Raw genomic sequence first — 17,933 nt, forward strand, 5'->3', positions numbered from 1 at the left:
AGGGGGCGCGGGTGCTTCGAGTGGTGGTGGCCGAGGACATGGATCTCATCCGGGGGGCGCTGGTGGCGCTGCTCGGGCTTGAGGGCGACCTGGAGGTCGTCGGGGAGGCGCGGTCGGGGCGGGAAGCGGTGGAGGTCGCTGTGACGGCGCGCGCTGACGTCGCCGTGCTGGACGTGCACATGCCGGGGGAGATGGACGGGATAGCGGCTGCGGGTGCGATCGCCGAGCGGGCTCCTGGATGCCGCGTCCTCATGCTGACTTCGGCGGGTCGCCCTGAGACGCTGCGCCGGGCGCTCGCCTCCCGGGCCGACGGGTTCGTGCTCAAGGACATGCCGCCGGAGGAGCTCGCGGCGGCGGTCCGCAGGGTCGCGGCGGGGGAGCGGGTCGTCGATGCGGGGCTCGCGGCGGAGGCACTGGCGCTGGGCGCGAACCCGCTGACCGGCCGCGAGACGGACGTCCTGCGGATGGCCGCGTCCGGGGCGGAGAACGACGAGATCGCGGCGGCGCTGTTCCTGTCGAAGGGGACGGTCCGGAACTACCTAGCGGCCGTCGTGACCAAGCTGGGCGCCCGCAACCGCCTCGACGCCGTCCGCATCGCCACCGAGGCGGGCTGGCTGTAGGACGAGCAGCTCGAAGCCCTCCGGGACGGGCCCGGAGGTCAGGGTGCCGCCTTCGGCCGCGACGCGTTCCGCGGTGTTCGTTGTGCCTTGTCCTGGTCTTGGGTGCCGGCCCGGTTCGTCCTCGGGAAGGTCGTTGACGACGCGCAGCCGGGCCGTCCCGGCGTCCAGGGAGACCTCGACGCGGCAGAACCGGCCGCCGCCGTGCCTGAGCGCGTTCGTGACGGCCTCGCGCAGCACCGTCGCGAACAGGGCGTCCACACTCGCGGGCAGGGCGCGGGGGGCGGCCACGGCGGCGGCGACGCCCGCCGCGGTCAGGATCTCCTTCGCCGAGGCCAGCTCCGCGGCGAGCGACGGCGGGCGCGCGGTGTCGCCGGGGATGGCCGCGAGGTCGGTGAGGGCGCCGCGCGCGATCCTGACGACGTCCGCGAGCTCGGCCTCGGCGCGGCCGGGGGCGCGCCGCGCCAGCTCGCCCTTCACCACGATGGCCGAGAGGCTGTAGCCGAGCATGTCGTGCACGTCGCGGAAGATCCGGCGGCGCTCCCCGGCCAGCGCGACGTCGGCGAGGTCCTGCCTGACGCGTTGCAGCCTGCCGACGAGCTCGGTGTGCAGGGCGAGGCCGTGGAACATGACCGCGATGGCGAGGGCGTTGGCCGTCCAGTAGAGGGTGTCCGGCCAGGGGACGTCGCGGGCCGCCAGGACCGTCGCCGTGGCGACGAGCACGACGGCGACCGCTGGGTAGGCGGCGCGGGGCGGCCACCGCACGAGCAGGGCGCCCGCGCCGAGCCCGACGAGCTGGGGGTGGGGCGTGCCCGGCAGGAACAGCGGGCCGAGCGCGAGGGCGAGCTGGAGCGGCAGCGTGAGCGCCGCGTGCGCGGGAGGGATCCCGGACGGTCTGGGGAGCGAGTGGCGGATCTGGAGGGCGGCGACACCGAACACCCACATAAGCGCGCCAGCGAAAGGCAGCGGATGAAGGCCGGCCTGCCACAGGTACACGGCGGCGACGCAAGAGAAGCCGACGTGCACGACGATGAGGACGGGGATGGCCAGCCTCGGGGCGAGCGCGGGGGCTTCGGGGCGGCCGGGATGCGGGGGAGGGCGCCGCGCGCGCTCGGCCGCCTGCCGCGCGACGGCGACGGCCTCGGCGGCCCGGCCCCGTTCGGCGAGGGCGACGACGGCGGCGAGCGCCGAGCCCAGCACCCCCGCCAGCTCGCGCGAGCTGCGTGCGCGTTCCGCCGCCACCGTCGCCTCCGCGAGCTCGTAGCGGGCCGCGTCCAGCTCCGCGCCAAGGTCGCGCAGCCGGGTGACGGCGAAGACGATCAGCCCTTGGATGAGGGCGTTCATCGCGGCGTTGGCGACGGTGTAGGGGTCGCCCGCGCCCAGCGCGCCCGCCGCCACGACGACGGCGCCCAGCAGCGCCCAGCGCGCCGGTCCGGGCACGACGAGCAGGACCGAGGCGGCCACCAGGCCGGGCGCGCCCGGACCCGCCCAGGGGCTCAGGAGCGCCTGCGCGCCGAGCGTCAGCGGGCCGAACCGCCTTCGCCACGCGGGGACGGCCGTGGCGAGCTGGAGCAGGACGACGGCGATCCACGCGGCGCCCGGCACGGGGTCGAGCGGATCGACCATCACCCCCGCGAGCACCATCAACAGGACGGCCACGGAGAGGAATCCTAGCTATATGTCCGGTTCGTGCGTTCCGCATGCCGGGGTGGTGCGCCGGGCACTGGCCGGGCCGCACCCTGCGCGGACAGGCTTGCCGCATGCCTCCGCACCGCCTCCTGTGCCTGCTTGCCTGCGCGCTCTCCCTTGTCCTGGGGTTCCCGGCCCCGACGTCCGCTCGTGCCGTGCCGGACGGACCGTCCTTCACGGGAGTGGGGGAGTTCGTCGCCGACGTAGTGCATAGGCAGCTTCGTAGGGACGCCATACCGGGGGCCGCCGTGGTGGTGGTCTCCGGCGGGCGGACGGTGCTCGCCGAAGGCTACGGGGTCGCGGACATCAGTACCGGGCGCGCTGTTGACGCCCGTACAGGGTTCTTCACCGGATCACTCGCCAAGGCGTTCACCGCGACGGCGGCGCTCCAGCTCGTCAAGGCCGGAAAGCTGGACCTCGACGCGGACGTCAACCGGTACCTGAAGTCCTTCAGCATCGCCGACGCCTACCCGGGGCGTCCGGTGACGCTAGGGCACCTGCTGACCTACACGGCCGGTTTTGACGAGGACCTTGTGGGGCTCGCGGCGGAGGACCCCAACGACGTCGTCACTCTGGCGGAGAGCCTGGCCGACCGGCAGCCGCCCAGGGTGCGGCCGCCCGGAGAGCACGCGGCGTACGACAACTACGGGGTCGCGCTCGCGGGCCACCTTGTGGAGCTCGCCTCCGGGATGCCGTATGCGCGGTACGTCGAGGAGCACGTCCTCCGGCCGCTCGGGATGCGATCCACCAGCATGGCCGTACCGCACCCCGGGAGGCTCGACGCCGCCCTGGCCGGGGCTTACCGGCCGTCCGGCGGCGGGCAGACGCCCGTGCGCGGCCAGTACGGGCCGTGGGCGCCGTCCGGCACCGGGCCGGTGACCACACCCTCGGACATGGCGCGCTTCCTCGTCGCCCAGCTCGCCGATGACCCCCGGCTGGGCGACGGGGTGCCCGCGCTGCTGCGCGCCCGGCAGCGGACCGAGCACCCCGCGCTGCCCGGCATGGGCCACATCCTGGAGGAACGTCCCCGGAACGGCCGTGCGCTGCTGTACAAGAACGGCGACGTTCCAGGGCACCACTCCGCTTTCGCGCTGCTGCCTGAGAGCGGCACAGGCATCTACGTCGCTTACAACGGTGACGGGACGGCGGGCTCCGCGGCCGCTGACGTGGAATCCCTTATCGACGCTTTTGTTGACCGCTACTTCCCGGCCGAAGGCTCATCGGCTGCTCCGACTCTCAGCGGGAGCCCTGAGGACGTGTCAGCGTATGCGGGCACCTACCGCTCACTCCGGACGAGCCGCAGCAGCCTCATGAAGGCCGCCTCGCTCTTCTCCGCCCCGACCGTCGAGGCGCACGAGGACGGCTCCCTCACCACCACGGGCCTGTCCGCCGACCCCGCGCGCGCCACCCAGCACTGGGACCCCGAGGGCGGGGGCGTCTTCCGCGAACGCGACGGCCAGGACCGTCTCGCCTTCACGCCGGACGGCACCCTCGCCACCACGATGAACCCCGCCGAGACGTGGGAGCGACTCGCCTGGTACGCCGCGCCCTTCCCCCACGTCCTCCTCCTCGGCGTCTCCGCCCTACTCCTCGCCCTCATCGTCTTGCTCACGCCCCTGGCAGCCGTGGCCCGAGCCGTCCGCCGCCGCCCCGTCCCGACCCCGTTCCCGCACATGCCGACCAGTGCCCGCCGTGTCCCGGCATTCCCGGCGATGTCCCGCGCCGCGTCCCTCCTGACGTGGACGGCCGCCGCCCTGTGCACCGCCTTCATCACCGGGATCGCCGTGGTGATGGCCGATCCCAACGCCGTCAACGAACTCCTCGCCCTCGGCGCCCCGCCCCTCACCGCCCTGCCCTGGCTGCCTACCGCCGCCCTCCTCTGCGCCCTCCTGGGCACCGTCCCCACCGCCTTCTCCCTCCGCCGCCGCACCCCCACCATCACCCTCGCCTCGTTCATACCCTTCCTCCTGATTTGCCACCACTACCACCTGGTCGCCCTGCCCTTCTGACTCCCGGAGGGCCGCTGTCTCCGTTGTGGTCCTCAGGGCGGCGCTGGCCGTTTGAGCTCCGAGAGCCGCTCGCCTCGGGGCTTCGACGGGGTGGTCGCTCAGGGCCTTGGCGCTGCCCGGCGTGGGGTGGGTCAGCGGCGGCCGATGGTTCGGGCGGCGGCGGCGGCGATGGTGGTGGCGAGGATCCAGCCTGCCGCGACGAGCACGTAGGAGAACCACTGGTGGGCGCCTTCGGGGTTGAAGGCGTGTTCCTGGCCCAGGTCGACGATCGGTAGGAGGAGGTCGACGGTGTAGGTGACGGGGTTGAAGTGGGGGGCCTCGTCGTCCTTGAGGGGGGCGGGTTCGGAGATCGCGAAGACGAGGGAGCCGATGGCGACGAGTACGGCGAGCCACGCGGCGGAGCGTAGGGGGAGGTAACCGAAGCCGACGGTGGCGTCCTGGAGGCGTCCCCAGAGGCGTCCCGCCCAGGGGGAGAGGTCCGTCTCGCGGCGCTCGCGGGCCAGGAGGACGGTCTGAGCCTCGCGCTCCTGGCCGGTCGTCGTGTAGTAGGCGGCGAGCTGCTCGTAAGGCTGGGGCTGGAAGCCGTCGTCGTCGCGGCGCAGCCAGTCCAGGCGCTGCGCGGCCGGAAGCCGGGGTTCCAGCGCCTCGTAGGTGAGGCCGTTGAGGCCGATGACCTCCGGCCACGACGCGGGATCGTCCTGGAGAACGCCGAGCCTTGCGTGTTCGAGGTCGAGGGAGCCCTTGACGGTGTCCGGGCGCAGCGTGAGCCGACCCGCCTGGAGGCCGCGCGCCTCCAGGAAGTTGCCTCCGGGGTTGTCCAGGTCGGCGTCGCTCAGTTCGAGGACGCGGCCGATCCGCGCCTCCGCCACCCGGACGGCGCCCCGCACCGTGGCCCTGCGCAGGAACACGTCACCGGTGACCTCCGCTATCGACATCCGTAGGGCGACGTCTCCGGGGCAGCTGAAGACGGCGTCGCGCCCGTCCACCATGTCGGCGATCCGCGCGCCGCGCAGCGTGGTCTCCCCTTCCACGCTGGCTCCCCGCAGCCGTACGGACCCCGCGCTCATGCCCTCCGCGACGATCGCCTTGGCGCCGTCGCCCTTGACCTTCGCGCCTTCCAGGTTGATCTCTCCGTTGACCTGCGCGCCGCGTAGGAGGATGCGTCCCTCGACGGTCAGGCCGGGCGCCCAGACGGCGCCCGCCGTGAGCCAGCCCGCGCTGAGCGCGATCCGTTCCGGCGCGCTCAGGTTCGCGTCGGTCAGGTCGATGATGCCGCTGACCGTCGTCGCGCGCACCGACACGATCCCGCGCCCGGTGAACCTGGTCAGCGAGATGTTCACCGCGCTCGCGCCCTCGGCGGTGAACGCGTAGCCCTTCTCGTCGGCGGCGGCGTGGGCGTCCTTGGCGCTGATCTCCCTGGCGATCTGGCTGTTGCGCAGCGAGATCCGGCCGCCCGCGCGCAGCTCGTCGAGCACGACGCGGGCCGCGCTCAGCCCGCCCGCCACCAGCGACACGCCGCCCGCGCCCGCGGCGATCCGGGCGGCCCGCAGGTCGAGGTCGCTGACGATCTGGGCGCCGCGCAGCGAGATCCGCCCGGCGAACCCGGCGTCCCAGCCGATGATGTGCACGGCCTGGAGGCCGTCGGCGGACAGCGAGCGCCCCTCCAGGTCGGCGCCCACCGCGGCGGCCGCCAGGTTGACGTCTCCGTCGATCTGGGCGCCGCGCAGCGAGATCCGGCCGGCGACCGCGGAGGACTCGGCGCTGATGCCGCCCGCGCTCAGCCCGTCGGCCGACAGGCACAGGCCCGTGCCGTCCGGGGAGAGCGAGGAGGACGAAAGGTCGAGTTCCCTGACGATCTGGGCGTCGTCGAACGTGACGAGGCCCTCCGCGCGCAGGCGGCCCGCCCGGACGCCGCCCGCGTGCAGCCCGGCCGCGGTGAGCGTCTCGTCCGCGCCGGGGGCGCACGCCAGGCGGATCGCGCGCAGGTCCACCTCGCCGGTGACGCGGGCGTCGTCGAGGGAGACCAGGCCGGTCGTGCGCGCCCCGCCGAGCGAGAGGTTCGCCGCGTCCATGCCGTCGGCGGCCAGCGCCAGGCCGTCCTCGCCCGCGGTGAGGACGGCTTCGGGGAAGCGCACGTCGCCGGAGAACGTCGCGCCGCGCAGGGTGATCCTGCCCTCCGCGGTGAGGCCCTCGGCGGTCAGCGCGCCCGCGTGCGCCCGGTCGGCGCGCAGCGCGTACCCGTCCGGGCCCGCGACGAGGACGGCCTGGTCGAAGCCGACCTCGCCGATCCGCGCGTTGCGCAGCGACACCCTGCCGTGCGCGTTGAGCCCGTCGAGCTTGACGGTCGCGGCGGCCATGCCGTCGGCGGCGAACGCGACACCGCCCTCGCCCGCGGTGATCCGCGCGGAGGGGAGCACGACGTCGCTGATGAGCTGGGCGTTGACGAGCCTGACCTGGCCTTGCTCCACGACGATCCCGCGCCCTTCGAGGCCCGACATCACGGCGCCCTCCAGGTTCAGCGACGCCCCTTGCAGCCGGGCTTCGTTGAGCGTGAGGTGGCCGCGCAGCGTCGCGCCGATGAAGCGGACCTCGCCTTCGGCGGTGAACCCCTGGTTCATCCAGACGGAGCCGTGGGCGGTGACGCCGCCCGCGCTGAGCGCGACCGCGCCGGGGTTGCGCAGCCGGGCGCCGGACAGCACGAGCGGGCCCTCGATCTGCGCGTTGTCGACCATGAGGGCGCCCCACTGGCCGTCGGCGGTGACGGCCGCCCTGGCGAAGTCGAGCCTGCCGCCGAACCGCGCATGGGTGAGCCGCACGCCTCCCTCGGCGGCGAAGCCGCGGTTGAAGTTGGCGGCGCCGGTGACGCGCAGCCCCTCGGCGTAGAGGGCGACCTTGTCGGGGCCGCCGCCGATCGCCGCGCCGGTGAGGTGGACCTCGCCGTCGATCCTGGCGTGGTCGAGCCTGACCTCGCCGGGGATGATCGAGCCGCGCAGCGACAGCAGCCCCTCCAGGTGGAGCCGCGCCAGGCCGAGCCCCGGCATCTGGCAGCGCACGAACCGGAGCGTCTTGGTCGTCGACTCCATCATCTGCGGGGCCTGCTCGAAGACGCAGTCGGTGACGACGACGGGGCACGTGATCGTGGCGGCCCGCAGTTCGAGCCGGCCGGTGATCCGCGCGCCGCGCAGCCGCACCCCCGGCACCCGGCCGGACCGCGCCTCCGTGGCTCCCAGCAGCAGCGCCGCGAGCACCTGGGCCCGCACCGTGCGATCCCCCGCCTCACGGGACAGGTCCAGCGGCCTCCCCTCCGGATAGCACTCCCAAAGCCGCCGCTCCGCCTCCGTCAGCCCCTCCGGAACCATCCGGCCAATCTCGCAGAATCCTCCCCCAGAGTCCACAACTCCGAAAAAAACCAACACACGCCCCCAACAAGCGCACATCGCGGACGCCACCCCCACGGGCCGGGCCCAGACGGCTTCAGGACCCGAGGCCGCCGCGTCCCCGCTCCCGGCCCCCGAGCGGACGGCGCGCGAGCTCGTGGCGCGTGGTGTCGGAGGGGGTCAGGGAGTGCGGGCGCGGGTGGTGATGTGGGCGGGGGGTTCGGTGGGGGAGGTGAGGCGGGGGTCGGGGATGGGCGGACCAAAGGTGGTGGTGAGGGGGAGGACGCCGGCCCAGAGGGGGAGGGCGTAGTCGGCTTCGTCGTCGACCGGCGGGCCGGTTCGGGTCTTGACGGAGGATTCGGTGAGGGGGAGGGCGACGACCAGGGTGGCGGCCAGTTCCTTGCGGGTGGGGGTGCGGACGACGTCCCACTGGCCGGGGGCCAGGTGCTCGGTGATGGCGCGGAGCGCGGCGAGGTGCTCCTCGGGGTCGGTGACCTTGCGGGGCGCGCCGTAGATCATCGCGGAGCGGTAGTTCATCGAGTGGTGGAAGGCCGAGCGGGCCAGGACGATGCCGTCCAGGTGGGTGACGGTGACGCAGACCTCGCCCCCCGCGCGGAGGGAGAGGGCGCCCGTCGAGCCGTGGAGGTAGAGGGTGTCGTCGATGCGGCCGTAGCCCGTGGGGACGACCATCGGCGCGCCGTCCGGGCGCACGACGCCCAGGTGGCAGATGAGCCCGGCGTCCAGGATCGAGTACAGGTCGGCCCGGTCGGTGCCCGCCCGGTCGCGCGCGCGGCCGAGGCGGGTGCGTTCTGTGGTGGAGAGCATGGCCCTTATCCTTCAGCGAAGTGGACTGCGGGAACATGACCACTTCACCCGGAAAACCGGCGACCACTTTCCGGTACCGCCCCGACGCCGGACCCCGGTCGCCCGGCTCCGAGACGAGGAGGAGCTGATGGCACGAACCCACGCCGACCTGCGCATAGTGCTTGACCGTACGCCGGGTACGCCCCTGCACGTCCAGCTCGCCGGGGCGCTGCGCGCCATGATGCGGGCCGGTGCCCTCCCGGCCGGGGAGCGGCTGCCGTCGAGCCGCGTGTTCGCCGCCGACCTCGGGGTGAGCCGCACCGTCGTCACCGAGGCGTACCAGCAGCTCTATGCCGAGGGCTGGCTGGAGGGCCGCCACGGCTCCGGCACCTACGTCGCCGAGATCGGCCCCCACCCCGCCACGGACGGGCTCGCCACGGGTGCGGGCCTCGGGGCGGGCGGAAAGAAAGAGGGGCCGATCGGGCGGGGGGAGGCTCGGCGGCGGGGGCTGGTGGACCTGCGGCCGGGCGGGTCCTGGGTGGGGGACTACGACGTGGCGGCGTGGAAGCGGGCCTGGCGGGCGGCGGGAGAGCACGGGCCGGGGGACGATCCGGATCCGCGCGGGCTGCCCGTGCTGCGCGCGCTGCTGTGCGAGCACCTGCGCCGGGCGCGCGGGGTGGTGGCCGGGCCGGAGAACGTCGTCGTCACCCGGGGGACGGGCAACGGGCTGGACCTCGTGGCGGCGCTGCTGGCCACCGGACGCAGGGCGGGGGTGGAGGACCCCGGCTACGCGCGGGCCAGGGGTATCTTCGCGGCGCGCGGAGCCGAGACGGTGCCGTGCCCGGTGGACGACGACGGCATCGTCGTCGACGGGCTGCCGGACGACCTCGCCGTGCTGTACACGACGCCCGCGCACCAGTACCCGCTCGGCGGCAGGCTGCCCATCGCGCGCCGGGAGCGGCTGCTGGAGTGGGCGCGCCGCACCGGCGCGTTCATCGTGGAGGACGACTACGACGCCGAGTTTCGGTACGACGTGGCGCCGCTGCCCGCGCTGTACGGCCTCGACCCCGCGCGGGTGATCCTGCTCGGCACGCTCTCCAAGACGCTCAGCCCCGATCCCGGCATCGGCTGGATCGTGGCCGCGCCGGAGACGGCCGACCGGATCGCGGCGCTGCGCGGCGCCCTCGTGGACCGGACGAGCGTGCCCGTCCAGCACGCGATGGCGACGCTGCTGGAGCGCGGCGACCTGGACCGCCATCTGCGCCGGATGCGGCTGGAGTACGCGCGCCGCCGCGCCCTCGTGGTGGAGATCCTCGGCGACCGCGTCACCGGCGACACCGCCGGACTGCACGTGATGGTGCCGGTGGCGCGAGAGCGGCTCGGCCCGCTGGCCGAGGCGGCGTTGGCGCGCGGTGTGCTCGTGGACGACACCCGCCGCCACACCCTGGGCGAGCACGACAACCACGGGCTTGTGCTCGGCTACGCCACCGCCACCGTGCAGGACCTGCGGCGCGGCTGCGCCGTGCTGGCCGCCCTGCTCGCGGACGGGCACGGCTGACCGCGCCGCCGTGCGACGTGCGCCGGCCCGACGGCGGCCGGGCCAGGCCGACGGCGCGGCTGCGCGCCCCGCCTCGGTTCGCCTCGTCTCGGGCGGGGCTGACGGCGGCGTGCGGGACGTGGTGGGATGGCCGGTGTGAACAGGGCCGTGGAGGACTCGAACCGCAGGATGCTGCGGGCGCGGGACGCGATGGACCGCGCCTACGCGCAGCCGCTCGACGTGCCCGCGCTGGCGCGGATCGCGCATGTCTCCGAGGCGCACTTCACCCGCACCTTCCGGGCGACCTTCGGCGAGACGCCGCACCGGTACCTGCAGCGGCGCCGGGTGGAGCGGGCGATGTTCCTGCTGCGCGACACCGACCGGCCGGTGACCGACATCTGCTTCGAGGTGGGCTTCAACAGCCTGGGCACGTTCAGCCGGACGTTCCGCGAGATCGTCGGCAGGTCGCCGCGCGAGTACCGGAGGACGGCGGTGTGGGCGGGCGTGCCGACCTGCTTCACCATGGCCTGGACCAGGCCGAGCCAGGGCCCGCCCGAGGGCCCGCCGGACGGCGCGCGGGAGCCGGGCGACTGAGCAGTTTTGGAGAAGTACGCGCGGGCGCCGCGCCCTAGCGTTGTCCCCATGTTCAACGCCATCACGCAATCGCAGATCTTTGTTCTCGACCAGGACGAGGCCCTGGACTTCTACGTCGGCAAGCTCGGGCTTGAGGTCGCCGTCGACGTGGACCTGGGCTTCATGCGCTGGCTGACCGTGTGCGTTCCGGGGCACCCCGAGCGCCAGATCCTGCTGGAGAAGCCGGGCCCGCCCGCGATGTCGGAGGAGACGGCCGCACAGGTGCGCGACCTGCTGACGAAGGGGGCGATGGGCGGCTGGCTGATCCTCAGCACGGACGACTGCCGCAAGACCTACGAGACGCTGCTCGCCCGCGGCGTGGAGTTCACCGAGGAGCCGACCGAGCGGCCCTACGGGATCGACTGCGGGTTGCGCGACCCGTTCGGCAACCGCGTCCGCCTCGGCCAGTCGAACGCGTTCGGGACGGACGCCTAGCGGACGGGGACGCGCCGCGGCGGCTCGGGACGCCGCGGCGCCCCCGTTCATGATCTGTGTGTTCATGACCTCAGCATTGCCCCGCTGACCTGGACATTCCGGGCCGCCGACCAATCTGTGGATAACTTTTTTCGCGGTGGGACGGGCCGGTAATGGCCGGGCGCGATGCCCGGACAGCGGTGGATTTATGGTGACTCTTACGGTGTTGTCGGCCTAGGGTGACCCGCGGCTTCTGCGTGCGAGGTAAGTGATGATTTACTACGCGGAAGGCTGACGAAGGAGGCTTGGCCCATGCGGCTGGACCTGGCGACCCTGTTCGACGCGATCGCCGCCGCGGTGCCGGAGCGGGAGGCGGTGGTCTGGCGCGACACGCGCCGGACCTTCGGCCAGACCGCCGACCGGGTGCGGCGGCTGGCCCGCGTGCTGGAGGCACACGGCCTGGGCCCGGCGGGCGCGCCGGGCGACCCCTGGACGTCGCACCACGACCACCTCGCGCTCTACCTGTACAACGGCCCCGCCTATCTGGAGGGGATCGTCGGGGCGCACCGCGCGCGGGTGGCGCCGTTCAACGTCAACTACCGGTACGTCGACGACGAGCTGCTCTACCTCTTCGGCGATGCCAAGCCCAAGGCGATCCTCTACCACGCGGCCTTCGCACCCGTGTTGGAGCGCGTCCTGCCGTCCCTCGCGCACCGGCCGCTGCTGCTGCAGGTCCCGGACGACTCCGGCAACGCCCTCCTCCCGGACGCCCTCGACTACGAGGAGGCCCTGGCCGCCGCCCCCGACGGTGCGCCTTCGGCCGTCCCGGAGGCCGACGACCTCCACATCCTCTACACGGGCGGCACGACGGGCATGCCCAAGGGCGTCCTGTGGCGTATCGAGGACCTCATCGAAGGCCCCCTGGGCCTGCTGCGCAGGGACGGCTCCCGCTATGAGTCGGTGGAGGAGATCGTCACGGTCGCGGCGGGCCGGAGCGCCGCCAAGGTACTGGCGCTCCCGCCGATGATGCACGGCTCGGGCACCTGGACGGCCCTGGCCGGCTGGCTGAGCGGCGCGACCGTGCTCGTGCCCGACACCGTCGACAGGTTCGACCCGGTGACCACCCTCGACCTGGTGGAGCGCGAGGGCGCGACCCGCGTCCCGGTCGTCGGCGACGCGTTCGTCAGGCCACTCGTCGCGGAGCTGGAGCGCCGCCCGCGCGACACCTCGAGGATCCGCCACCTCATCAACTCGGGCGCGGCGATCAACCCGGCCACCAAGGCGCGCCTGGCCGAGCTGATGCCGCACACGAAGATCTTCGACGTGGTCGGGTCCTCCGAGAGCGGCCTGCACATCACCCGGTTCGGCGCGGCGGAGACGTCCTTCCAGGCGACCCCCGGCGCCGCCGTGGCCAGCGAGGACCGCACCCGCCTGCTGCCGCCCGGCTCCGCCGAGATGGGATGGCTCGCCAAGGGCGGCTCCATCCCACGCGGCTACCTGGGTGACGCCGCCAAGACCGCCGCCACGTTCGTCGAGATCGAGGGACGGCGCTGGGTGCTGCCCGGCGACAGGGCCGAGCACCTCGCTGACGGCACCTTCGCGATGCACGGGCGCGACTCCCTCACCATCAACACGGGCGGCGAGAAGGTCTTCGTCGAAGAGGTCGAGGCCGTGGTGCGGGCCGTCCCGGGCGTCGCGGAGGCGCTCGTGCTGGGCCGCGCGTCGGAGCGCTGGGGCACCGAGATCGTCGCGGTGGTCCGGCTCACCGCGGAGCTCACCGACGACCAGCTGAAAGCCGCCTGCGCGGACCGCCTCGCGCGGTACAAGATCCCCAAGACGTTCGTGCGGACCGACCGCGAGCTGCGCCTGCCCAACGGGAAGGCCGACTACGGAACCGCGCGGACCCTGCTCAAGTGACGCCCCGGCCACGGCCGGACCCTCCCCGACACGCCCGCCCCCACACCCCCGGAGCGAGTCCATGCCCCATCCGAAGACCCTGGTCGAGGCGTTCCAGCGGACGGCCGCCGAGATCCCTGAAGCCGTCGCCCTGCGCACCCCCGGAGGCGCGCAGTCCTACACATGGGCTGAGTACGCGGAGAAGGTGGAGCGCACAGCGCGCGCGCTGCACCGGCTCGGCCTACGGCGCGGAGACCGCGTCGCGCTGATGCTCACCAACCGTCCCGAGTTCCACATCGTGGACACCGCGGCGCTGCACCTCGGCGCGATCCCCTTCTCGATCTACAACACGAGCGCGCCCGAGCAGATCGCCTATGTGATCGGGCACGCCGGGCCGAAGATCGCCATCGCGGAGCGGCAGTTCATCGCCCGGATCACCGAGGGCGGCGCGGCCTCGCTCGACCATCTGATCGACGTCGCCGACCTCGACGCGCTGGAGCCCGACGCGGAGTTCGACTTCGCCGCCGCCTGGCGGGCCGCCGACCCCGACGCGGTGATCACCCTCATCTACACGTCCGGCACGACCGGCCCGCCCAAGGGCGTCGAGACGACCCACCGCGCGGCCCTGGCCAACGCCGAGGCGCTGGCGCGCGGCGGCTACGAGGTACGGCGCGGCGACCGGGTGACGTCCTATCTGCCGTCCGCCCACGCGGTGGACCGGATGGCCTCGCACTGGATGCAGATGGTCCACGGCACCGTCGTGACGTCCGTGGCGGACCTGACGCAGATCCTGGGCGCGCTCACCGAGGTCCGGCCGACGGTCTGGGCGGCGGTGCCGCGCGTCTGGGAGAAGATGAAGAACGGCATCCAGGCGCTGATCGCCGGGGCCGACGAGGAGAAGCGCAAGGGCGCGGAGTGGGCGTTCGACGTCGGGTTGCGCAAGGTGCGGCTGGAGCAGGCGGGCGAGCCGGTCCCGGCCGAGCTGGCCGGCGAGTACGAACTGGCCGACCAGTTGGTGTTCGCCACGATCCGGCAACTGCTCGGCCTCGACGAGATGCGCTACGCGTTCTCCGGCGCGGCCGCCGCCCCGAGGGAGACGCTGGAGTTCTTCCTCGCGCTCGGCCTGGAGATCGTCGAGGCGTGGGGGATGACGGAGGCGACGTCCGTGGCGATCGCCAACCCGATCGGCGCGAGCCGCGTCGGCACCGTCGGCAAGCCGCTCCCGGGCCTGGAGGTGCGCCTCGCCGAGGACAGCGAGCTGCTGGTGCGCGGCCCCTGGGTGATGAAGGGCTACCGGAACGACCCGGACAAGACGGCCGAGACGATCGACCCCGAAGGCTGGCTGCACACGGGTGACGTCGCGACGATCGACGCGGACGGCTACGTCACCCTGGTGGACCGCAAGAAGGAACTCATCATCAACGCGGCGGGCAAGAACATGTCCCCGTCCAACATCGAGAACACGCTGCGCGCGCAGAGCCCCCTGCTCGGCGGGATCATCGTGGTCGGGGAGGGCCGTCCCTACAACGTCGCCCTCTTCTCGTTGGACCCTGACGCCGCCGCCGCGTTCGCCGCCCAGCACGGCCTGCCTAACGATCCGTCCGTGCTGGCCAAGGAACCCGTCCTCATCAAGGCCGTGCAGGACGGCGTGGACAAGGCGAACGCGCGGCTGTCGCGGGTGGAGCAGATCAAGAAGTTCGCCGTGGTGAGCGGCTTCTGGGAGCCGGGAGGCGACGAGCTGACCCCGACGATGAAGCTGCGCCGTAAGCCGATCCACACCAAGTACGCCGAGGAGATCGAAGCGCTCTACGCCTGACGTTACGGACGGTACGCCGTCCGAGTGGCATGTCCGTCACCCAGGGTGTACGAATCGTGCCATGTCCTTTACGCAGCGTCAGCGGTCGAGTCTCCTGTTCCAGGTCGGGTACGCGATGCGCAATCCGTCGCGTATCCGGCCGTACCTCAGCCGGTACGCCCGCGACCTCGTGCTGCGCGCGGGCGCGCCGGACCACATCTCCTACTACAGGGAGGTGATGCGGGCGGAGGTCGCCGACAAGAGCCCGTTCGACGCGGTGGGCAGCCCGAGCCACGGGCACTGGCTGCGCAACGGGCGGCGCCAGTTCGAGTACCTGCGCGCGCACGGGCTGCGGCCCGACCACACGGTCCTGGAGATCGGGTGCGGGAACCTGCGGGCGGGCTGGCGGCTGATCCGGTACCTGGAGACGGGCCGCTACCACGGGGTGGACATCTCGCCCGACATCCTGCTCGCGGCGGCGGACACGGTCGTCCAGTACGGCCTCCAGGAGAGGCTGCCGCATCTGATGCTGGTCGCCGACCTGACGTTCTCCAGCCTCCCCGACGATCACTTCGACGTGGTCCACGCGCACAGTGTGTTCAATCACACACCGATCGAGGTCATCGACGAGTGCTTCGCCCACGTGGGACGGATCATGAGGCCGTCGGCGTTCTTCGACTTCACCTTCGACCGCACGGAGGGCGCCGACCACCAGGTGCTCCAGGAGGACTTCTACTACCGCACCGACACCCTGACCGCGCTGGCCTCCGCGCACGGCCTGACCGCGAGGTTCATGGACGACTGGGAGCAGTCGCCGTCGCCGCACAGCAAGATCCGGTTGACCCGCCGCTTCTGACCCGATGACGAGCCCCGATCCGGGAGGCGCCACGCACCCCGGGCGCGTCCCCACCGAACCCCGACAAACCCCACGGAACCTAGGACGAGCGCCGCATCGCCTCGGAGATCTTCTCGGCCGCCGCCACGACGGGCCCCGCGTGCACCCGTCCGGGGGAGCGGGTGAGCCGCTCCAGCGGCCCGGACACCGAGATCGCGGCGATCACCCGGCCGCCGTTGCCGCGCACCGGCGCGGAGACCGAGCCGACGCCGGGCTCGCGCTCGCCGATCGACTGGGCCCAGCCGCGCCGCCGGACGGACGCCAGTGTCGCGGCGGTGAACTTGGCGCCGCGCAGCCCCCGGTGCAGCCGGTCGGGCTCCTCCCAGGCCAGCAGGACCTGGGCGGCCGAACCGGCCGTCATGGGCAGGGACGCGCCGACGGGTACCGTGTCGCGCAGGCCGCTGGACCGTTCCGCGGCGGCGACGCAGACGCGCGCGTCGCCCTGCCTGCGGTAGAGCTGGGCGGACTCGCCGGTGAGGTCGCGCAGCTGGGTGAGCACCGGCTGGGCGATGGCCAGGAGCCTGTCCTCGCCCGCCGCGACGGCGAGTTCGGCGAGGCGGGGGCCGAGGATGAACCTGCCCTGCGTGTCGCGGTGGACGATCCTGTGGTGCTCCAGGGCGACGGCGAGACGGTGGGCGGTAGGACGGGCCAACCCGGTCGCGGTGACGAGCTGGGCCAGGGAAGCGGGACCGGCTTCGAGGGCGTTGAGCACGAGAACTGCTTTGTCCAGTACGCCGACTCCGCTAGAGTTGTCCATACCTCGATATTGCCGTCTCGATAGGTGAGACGCAACTCGGTGGGGCATGACGAGGATCTCAATCGATCTCAATGGAGAGAGGTGCAGCGATGGGCCGCACACTGGCCGAGAAGGTTTACGACGCGCATGTCGTGCGTCGAGTCGAGGGCGAGCCCGACCTCCTCTACATCGACCTGCACCTGGTCCACGAGGTGACGTCCCCGCAGGCGTTCGACGGCCTGCGCATGACGGGCCGCAAGGTGCGCCGCCCGGACCTGACGATCGCCACCGAGGACCACAACGTCCCCACCCTGAACATCGACCAGCCGATCGCCGACCCCGTCTCCCGCACCCAGGTCGAGACGCTCCGCAAGAACGCCTCGGAGTTCGGCGTCCGGCTGCACCCGATGGGCGACCGGGGCCAGGGCATCGTGCACGTGATCGGCCCGCAGCTGGGCCTGACCCAGCCCGGCATGACCGTGGTCTGCGGCGACTCCCACACCTCCACGCACGGCGCGTTCGGCGCGCTCGCCCACGGCATCGGCACCTCCGAGGTGGAGCACGTGCTGGCCACCCAGACGCTGCCGCAGATCAAGCCGAAGATGATGGCCGTGACCGTCGACGGGCGGCTGCCCGCCGGCGTCACCGCCAAGGACCTGATCCTGGCGATCATCGCCGAGATCGGCACCGGCGGCGGCCAGGGCCACATCATCGAGTACCGGGGCGAGGCCATCCGCGGCCTGTCGATGGAAGGCCGCATGACGGTCTGCAACATGTCCATCGAGGCGGGCGCCCGCGCCGGGCTGATCGCCCCCGACGAGACGACCTTCGCCTACCTGAAGGGCCGTGACCACGCGCCCCAGGGCGCGGAGTGGGACAAGGCCGTCGAGTACTGGAAGACCCTGAAGACCGACGACGACGCGGTGTTCGACAAGGAGGTCGTCATCGACGCCTCCACGCTGGCCCCGTTCGTCACCTGGGGCACCAACCCCGGCCAGGGCGCGCCGCTCAGCGCCGTCGTCCCCACGCCGGAGGACTTCACCGACCCGGCCGAGCGGCAGGCCGCCGAGCGCGCCCTGGAGTACATGGGCCTGGAGGCGGGCACCCCGCTGCGCGAGGTCAAGGTCGACACCGTCTTCGTCGGCTCCTGCACCAACGGCCGCATCGAGGACCTGAGGGCCGTCGCGGAGGTCCTGAAGGGCCGCAAGGTCGCCGACGGGCTGCGCGCGCTGATCGTGCCCGGCTCGGTCAAGGTCAAGATCCAGGCCGAGGAGGAGGGCCTGCACGAGGTCTTCACCGCGGCCGGGGCCGAGTGGCGTGAGGCCGGGTGCTCGATGTGCCTGGCGATGAACCCGGACAAGCTGGTCGCGGGCGAGCGCAGCGCCTCCACCTCGAACCGCAACTTCGAGGGCAGGCAGGGCAAGGGCGGCCGCACCCACCTGGTGTCGCCCGCCGTCGCCGCCGCGACCGCCGTCAAGGGCCGCCTGGCCGCCCCCGCCGACCTCTAATCGCACGGCCGCGAAGGAGAACC

The 17,933-nt window shown here is 73.0% G+C and carries 13 protein-coding genes; 9 read left to right on the top strand and 4 right to left on the bottom strand.

Going from position 1 to position 17,933, the window contains the following annotated elements; all coding sequences use genetic code 11:
* Positions 1 to 11 precede the first annotated feature (11 nt).
* On the top strand, positions 12 to 620 hold the full coding sequence (locus LO762_RS03895; RefSeq protein ID WP_230612459.1) for a DNA-binding response regulator: 609 nt from the start codon (positions 12 to 14) through the stop codon (positions 618 to 620).
* On the opposite strand, the gene LO762_RS03900 is transcribed toward LO762_RS03895, so the two are convergent.
* A complete protein-coding gene (locus tag LO762_RS03900; protein ID WP_230612461.1) occupies positions 540 to 2,276 on the bottom strand; it encodes a histidine kinase in 1,737 nt (578 codons plus the stop codon). The two genes, LO762_RS03895 and LO762_RS03900, sit on opposite strands and share 81 nt — an antisense overlap.
* A 101-nt stretch (positions 2,277 to 2,377) precedes the next feature.
* Between LO762_RS03900 and LO762_RS03905 the strand changes: the two genes are divergently transcribed.
* Entirely contained in the window at positions 2,378 to 4,315 is a 1,938-nt protein-coding gene (locus tag LO762_RS03905; protein WP_230612463.1) for a serine hydrolase, read from the top strand.
* A gap of 131 nt (positions 4,316 to 4,446) precedes the next feature.
* Here LO762_RS03905 and LO762_RS03910 read toward each other — a convergent pair whose 3' ends face one another.
* Together LO762_RS03910 and LO762_RS03915 are read right to left on the bottom strand one after the other, a co-directional pair.
* Positions 4,447 to 7,674: a hypothetical protein gene (locus LO762_RS03910; RefSeq protein WP_230612465.1), complete on the bottom strand. Its 3,228-nt coding sequence runs from the start codon at positions 7,672 to 7,674 to the stop codon at positions 4,447 to 4,449.
* Between the two features lie 198 nt (positions 7,675 to 7,872).
* Positions 7,873 to 8,517: a pyridoxamine 5'-phosphate oxidase family protein gene (locus tag LO762_RS03915; protein WP_230612467.1), complete on the bottom strand. Its 645-nt coding sequence runs from the start codon at positions 8,515 to 8,517 to the stop codon at positions 7,873 to 7,875.
* 127 nt (positions 8,518 to 8,644) lie between these two features.
* Here LO762_RS03915 and LO762_RS03920 point away from each other — a divergent pair, with 127 nt between their 5' ends.
* From LO762_RS03920 to LO762_RS03945, 6 genes are all read left to right on the top strand, one after another.
* Complete coding sequence (locus LO762_RS03920; protein WP_230612476.1) at positions 8,645 to 10,054, top strand: PLP-dependent aminotransferase family protein; 1,410 nt, start codon at positions 8,645 to 8,647, stop codon at positions 10,052 to 10,054.
* Between the two features lie 135 nt (positions 10,055 to 10,189).
* Complete coding sequence (locus tag LO762_RS03925; RefSeq protein ID WP_230612478.1) at positions 10,190 to 10,627, top strand: helix-turn-helix domain-containing protein; 438 nt, start codon at positions 10,190 to 10,192, stop codon at positions 10,625 to 10,627.
* A gap of 48 nt (positions 10,628 to 10,675) precedes the next feature.
* Positions 10,676 to 11,101, top strand: a complete 426-nt coding sequence (locus tag LO762_RS03930) for a VOC family protein (protein WP_230612480.1) — start codon at positions 10,676 to 10,678, stop codon at positions 11,099 to 11,101.
* A gap of 291 nt (positions 11,102 to 11,392) precedes the next feature.
* Positions 11,393 to 12,997, top strand: a complete 1,605-nt coding sequence (locus LO762_RS03935) for an AMP-binding protein (protein WP_230612482.1) — start codon at positions 11,393 to 11,395, stop codon at positions 12,995 to 12,997.
* A 61-nt stretch (positions 12,998 to 13,058) separates the two neighbouring features.
* Entirely contained in the window at positions 13,059 to 14,792 is a 1,734-nt protein-coding gene (locus LO762_RS03940; protein ID WP_230612484.1) for a long-chain fatty acid--CoA ligase, read from the top strand.
* Between the two features lie 61 nt (positions 14,793 to 14,853).
* Positions 14,854 to 15,627 carry a class I SAM-dependent methyltransferase gene (locus LO762_RS03945; protein ID WP_230612486.1) on the top strand — a complete coding sequence of 258 codons (774 nt, stop codon included), beginning with the start codon at positions 14,854 to 14,856 and terminating at the stop codon, positions 15,625 to 15,627.
* A gap of 79 nt (positions 15,628 to 15,706) precedes the next feature.
* Here the strand turns inward: LO762_RS03945 and LO762_RS03950 are convergent, their stop codons facing one another.
* Positions 15,707 to 16,423 (bottom strand): IclR family transcriptional regulator, encoded by a 717-nt coding sequence (locus LO762_RS03950; protein ID WP_230612488.1) that lies wholly within the window; start codon positions 16,421 to 16,423, stop codon positions 15,707 to 15,709.
* A gap of 89 nt (positions 16,424 to 16,512) precedes the next feature.
* Between LO762_RS03950 and leuC the strand changes: the two genes are divergently transcribed.
* Positions 16,513 to 17,910 (top strand): 3-isopropylmalate dehydratase large subunit, encoded by a 1,398-nt coding sequence (gene leuC, locus LO762_RS03955; RefSeq protein WP_230612494.1) that lies wholly within the window; start codon positions 16,513 to 16,515, stop codon positions 17,908 to 17,910.
* Positions 17,911 to 17,933 lie beyond the last annotated feature (23 nt).

This window comes from Actinocorallia sp. API 0066 (assembly GCF_020991275.1).
Lineage (GTDB): Bacteria > Actinomycetota > Actinomycetes > Streptosporangiales > Streptosporangiaceae > Actinocorallia.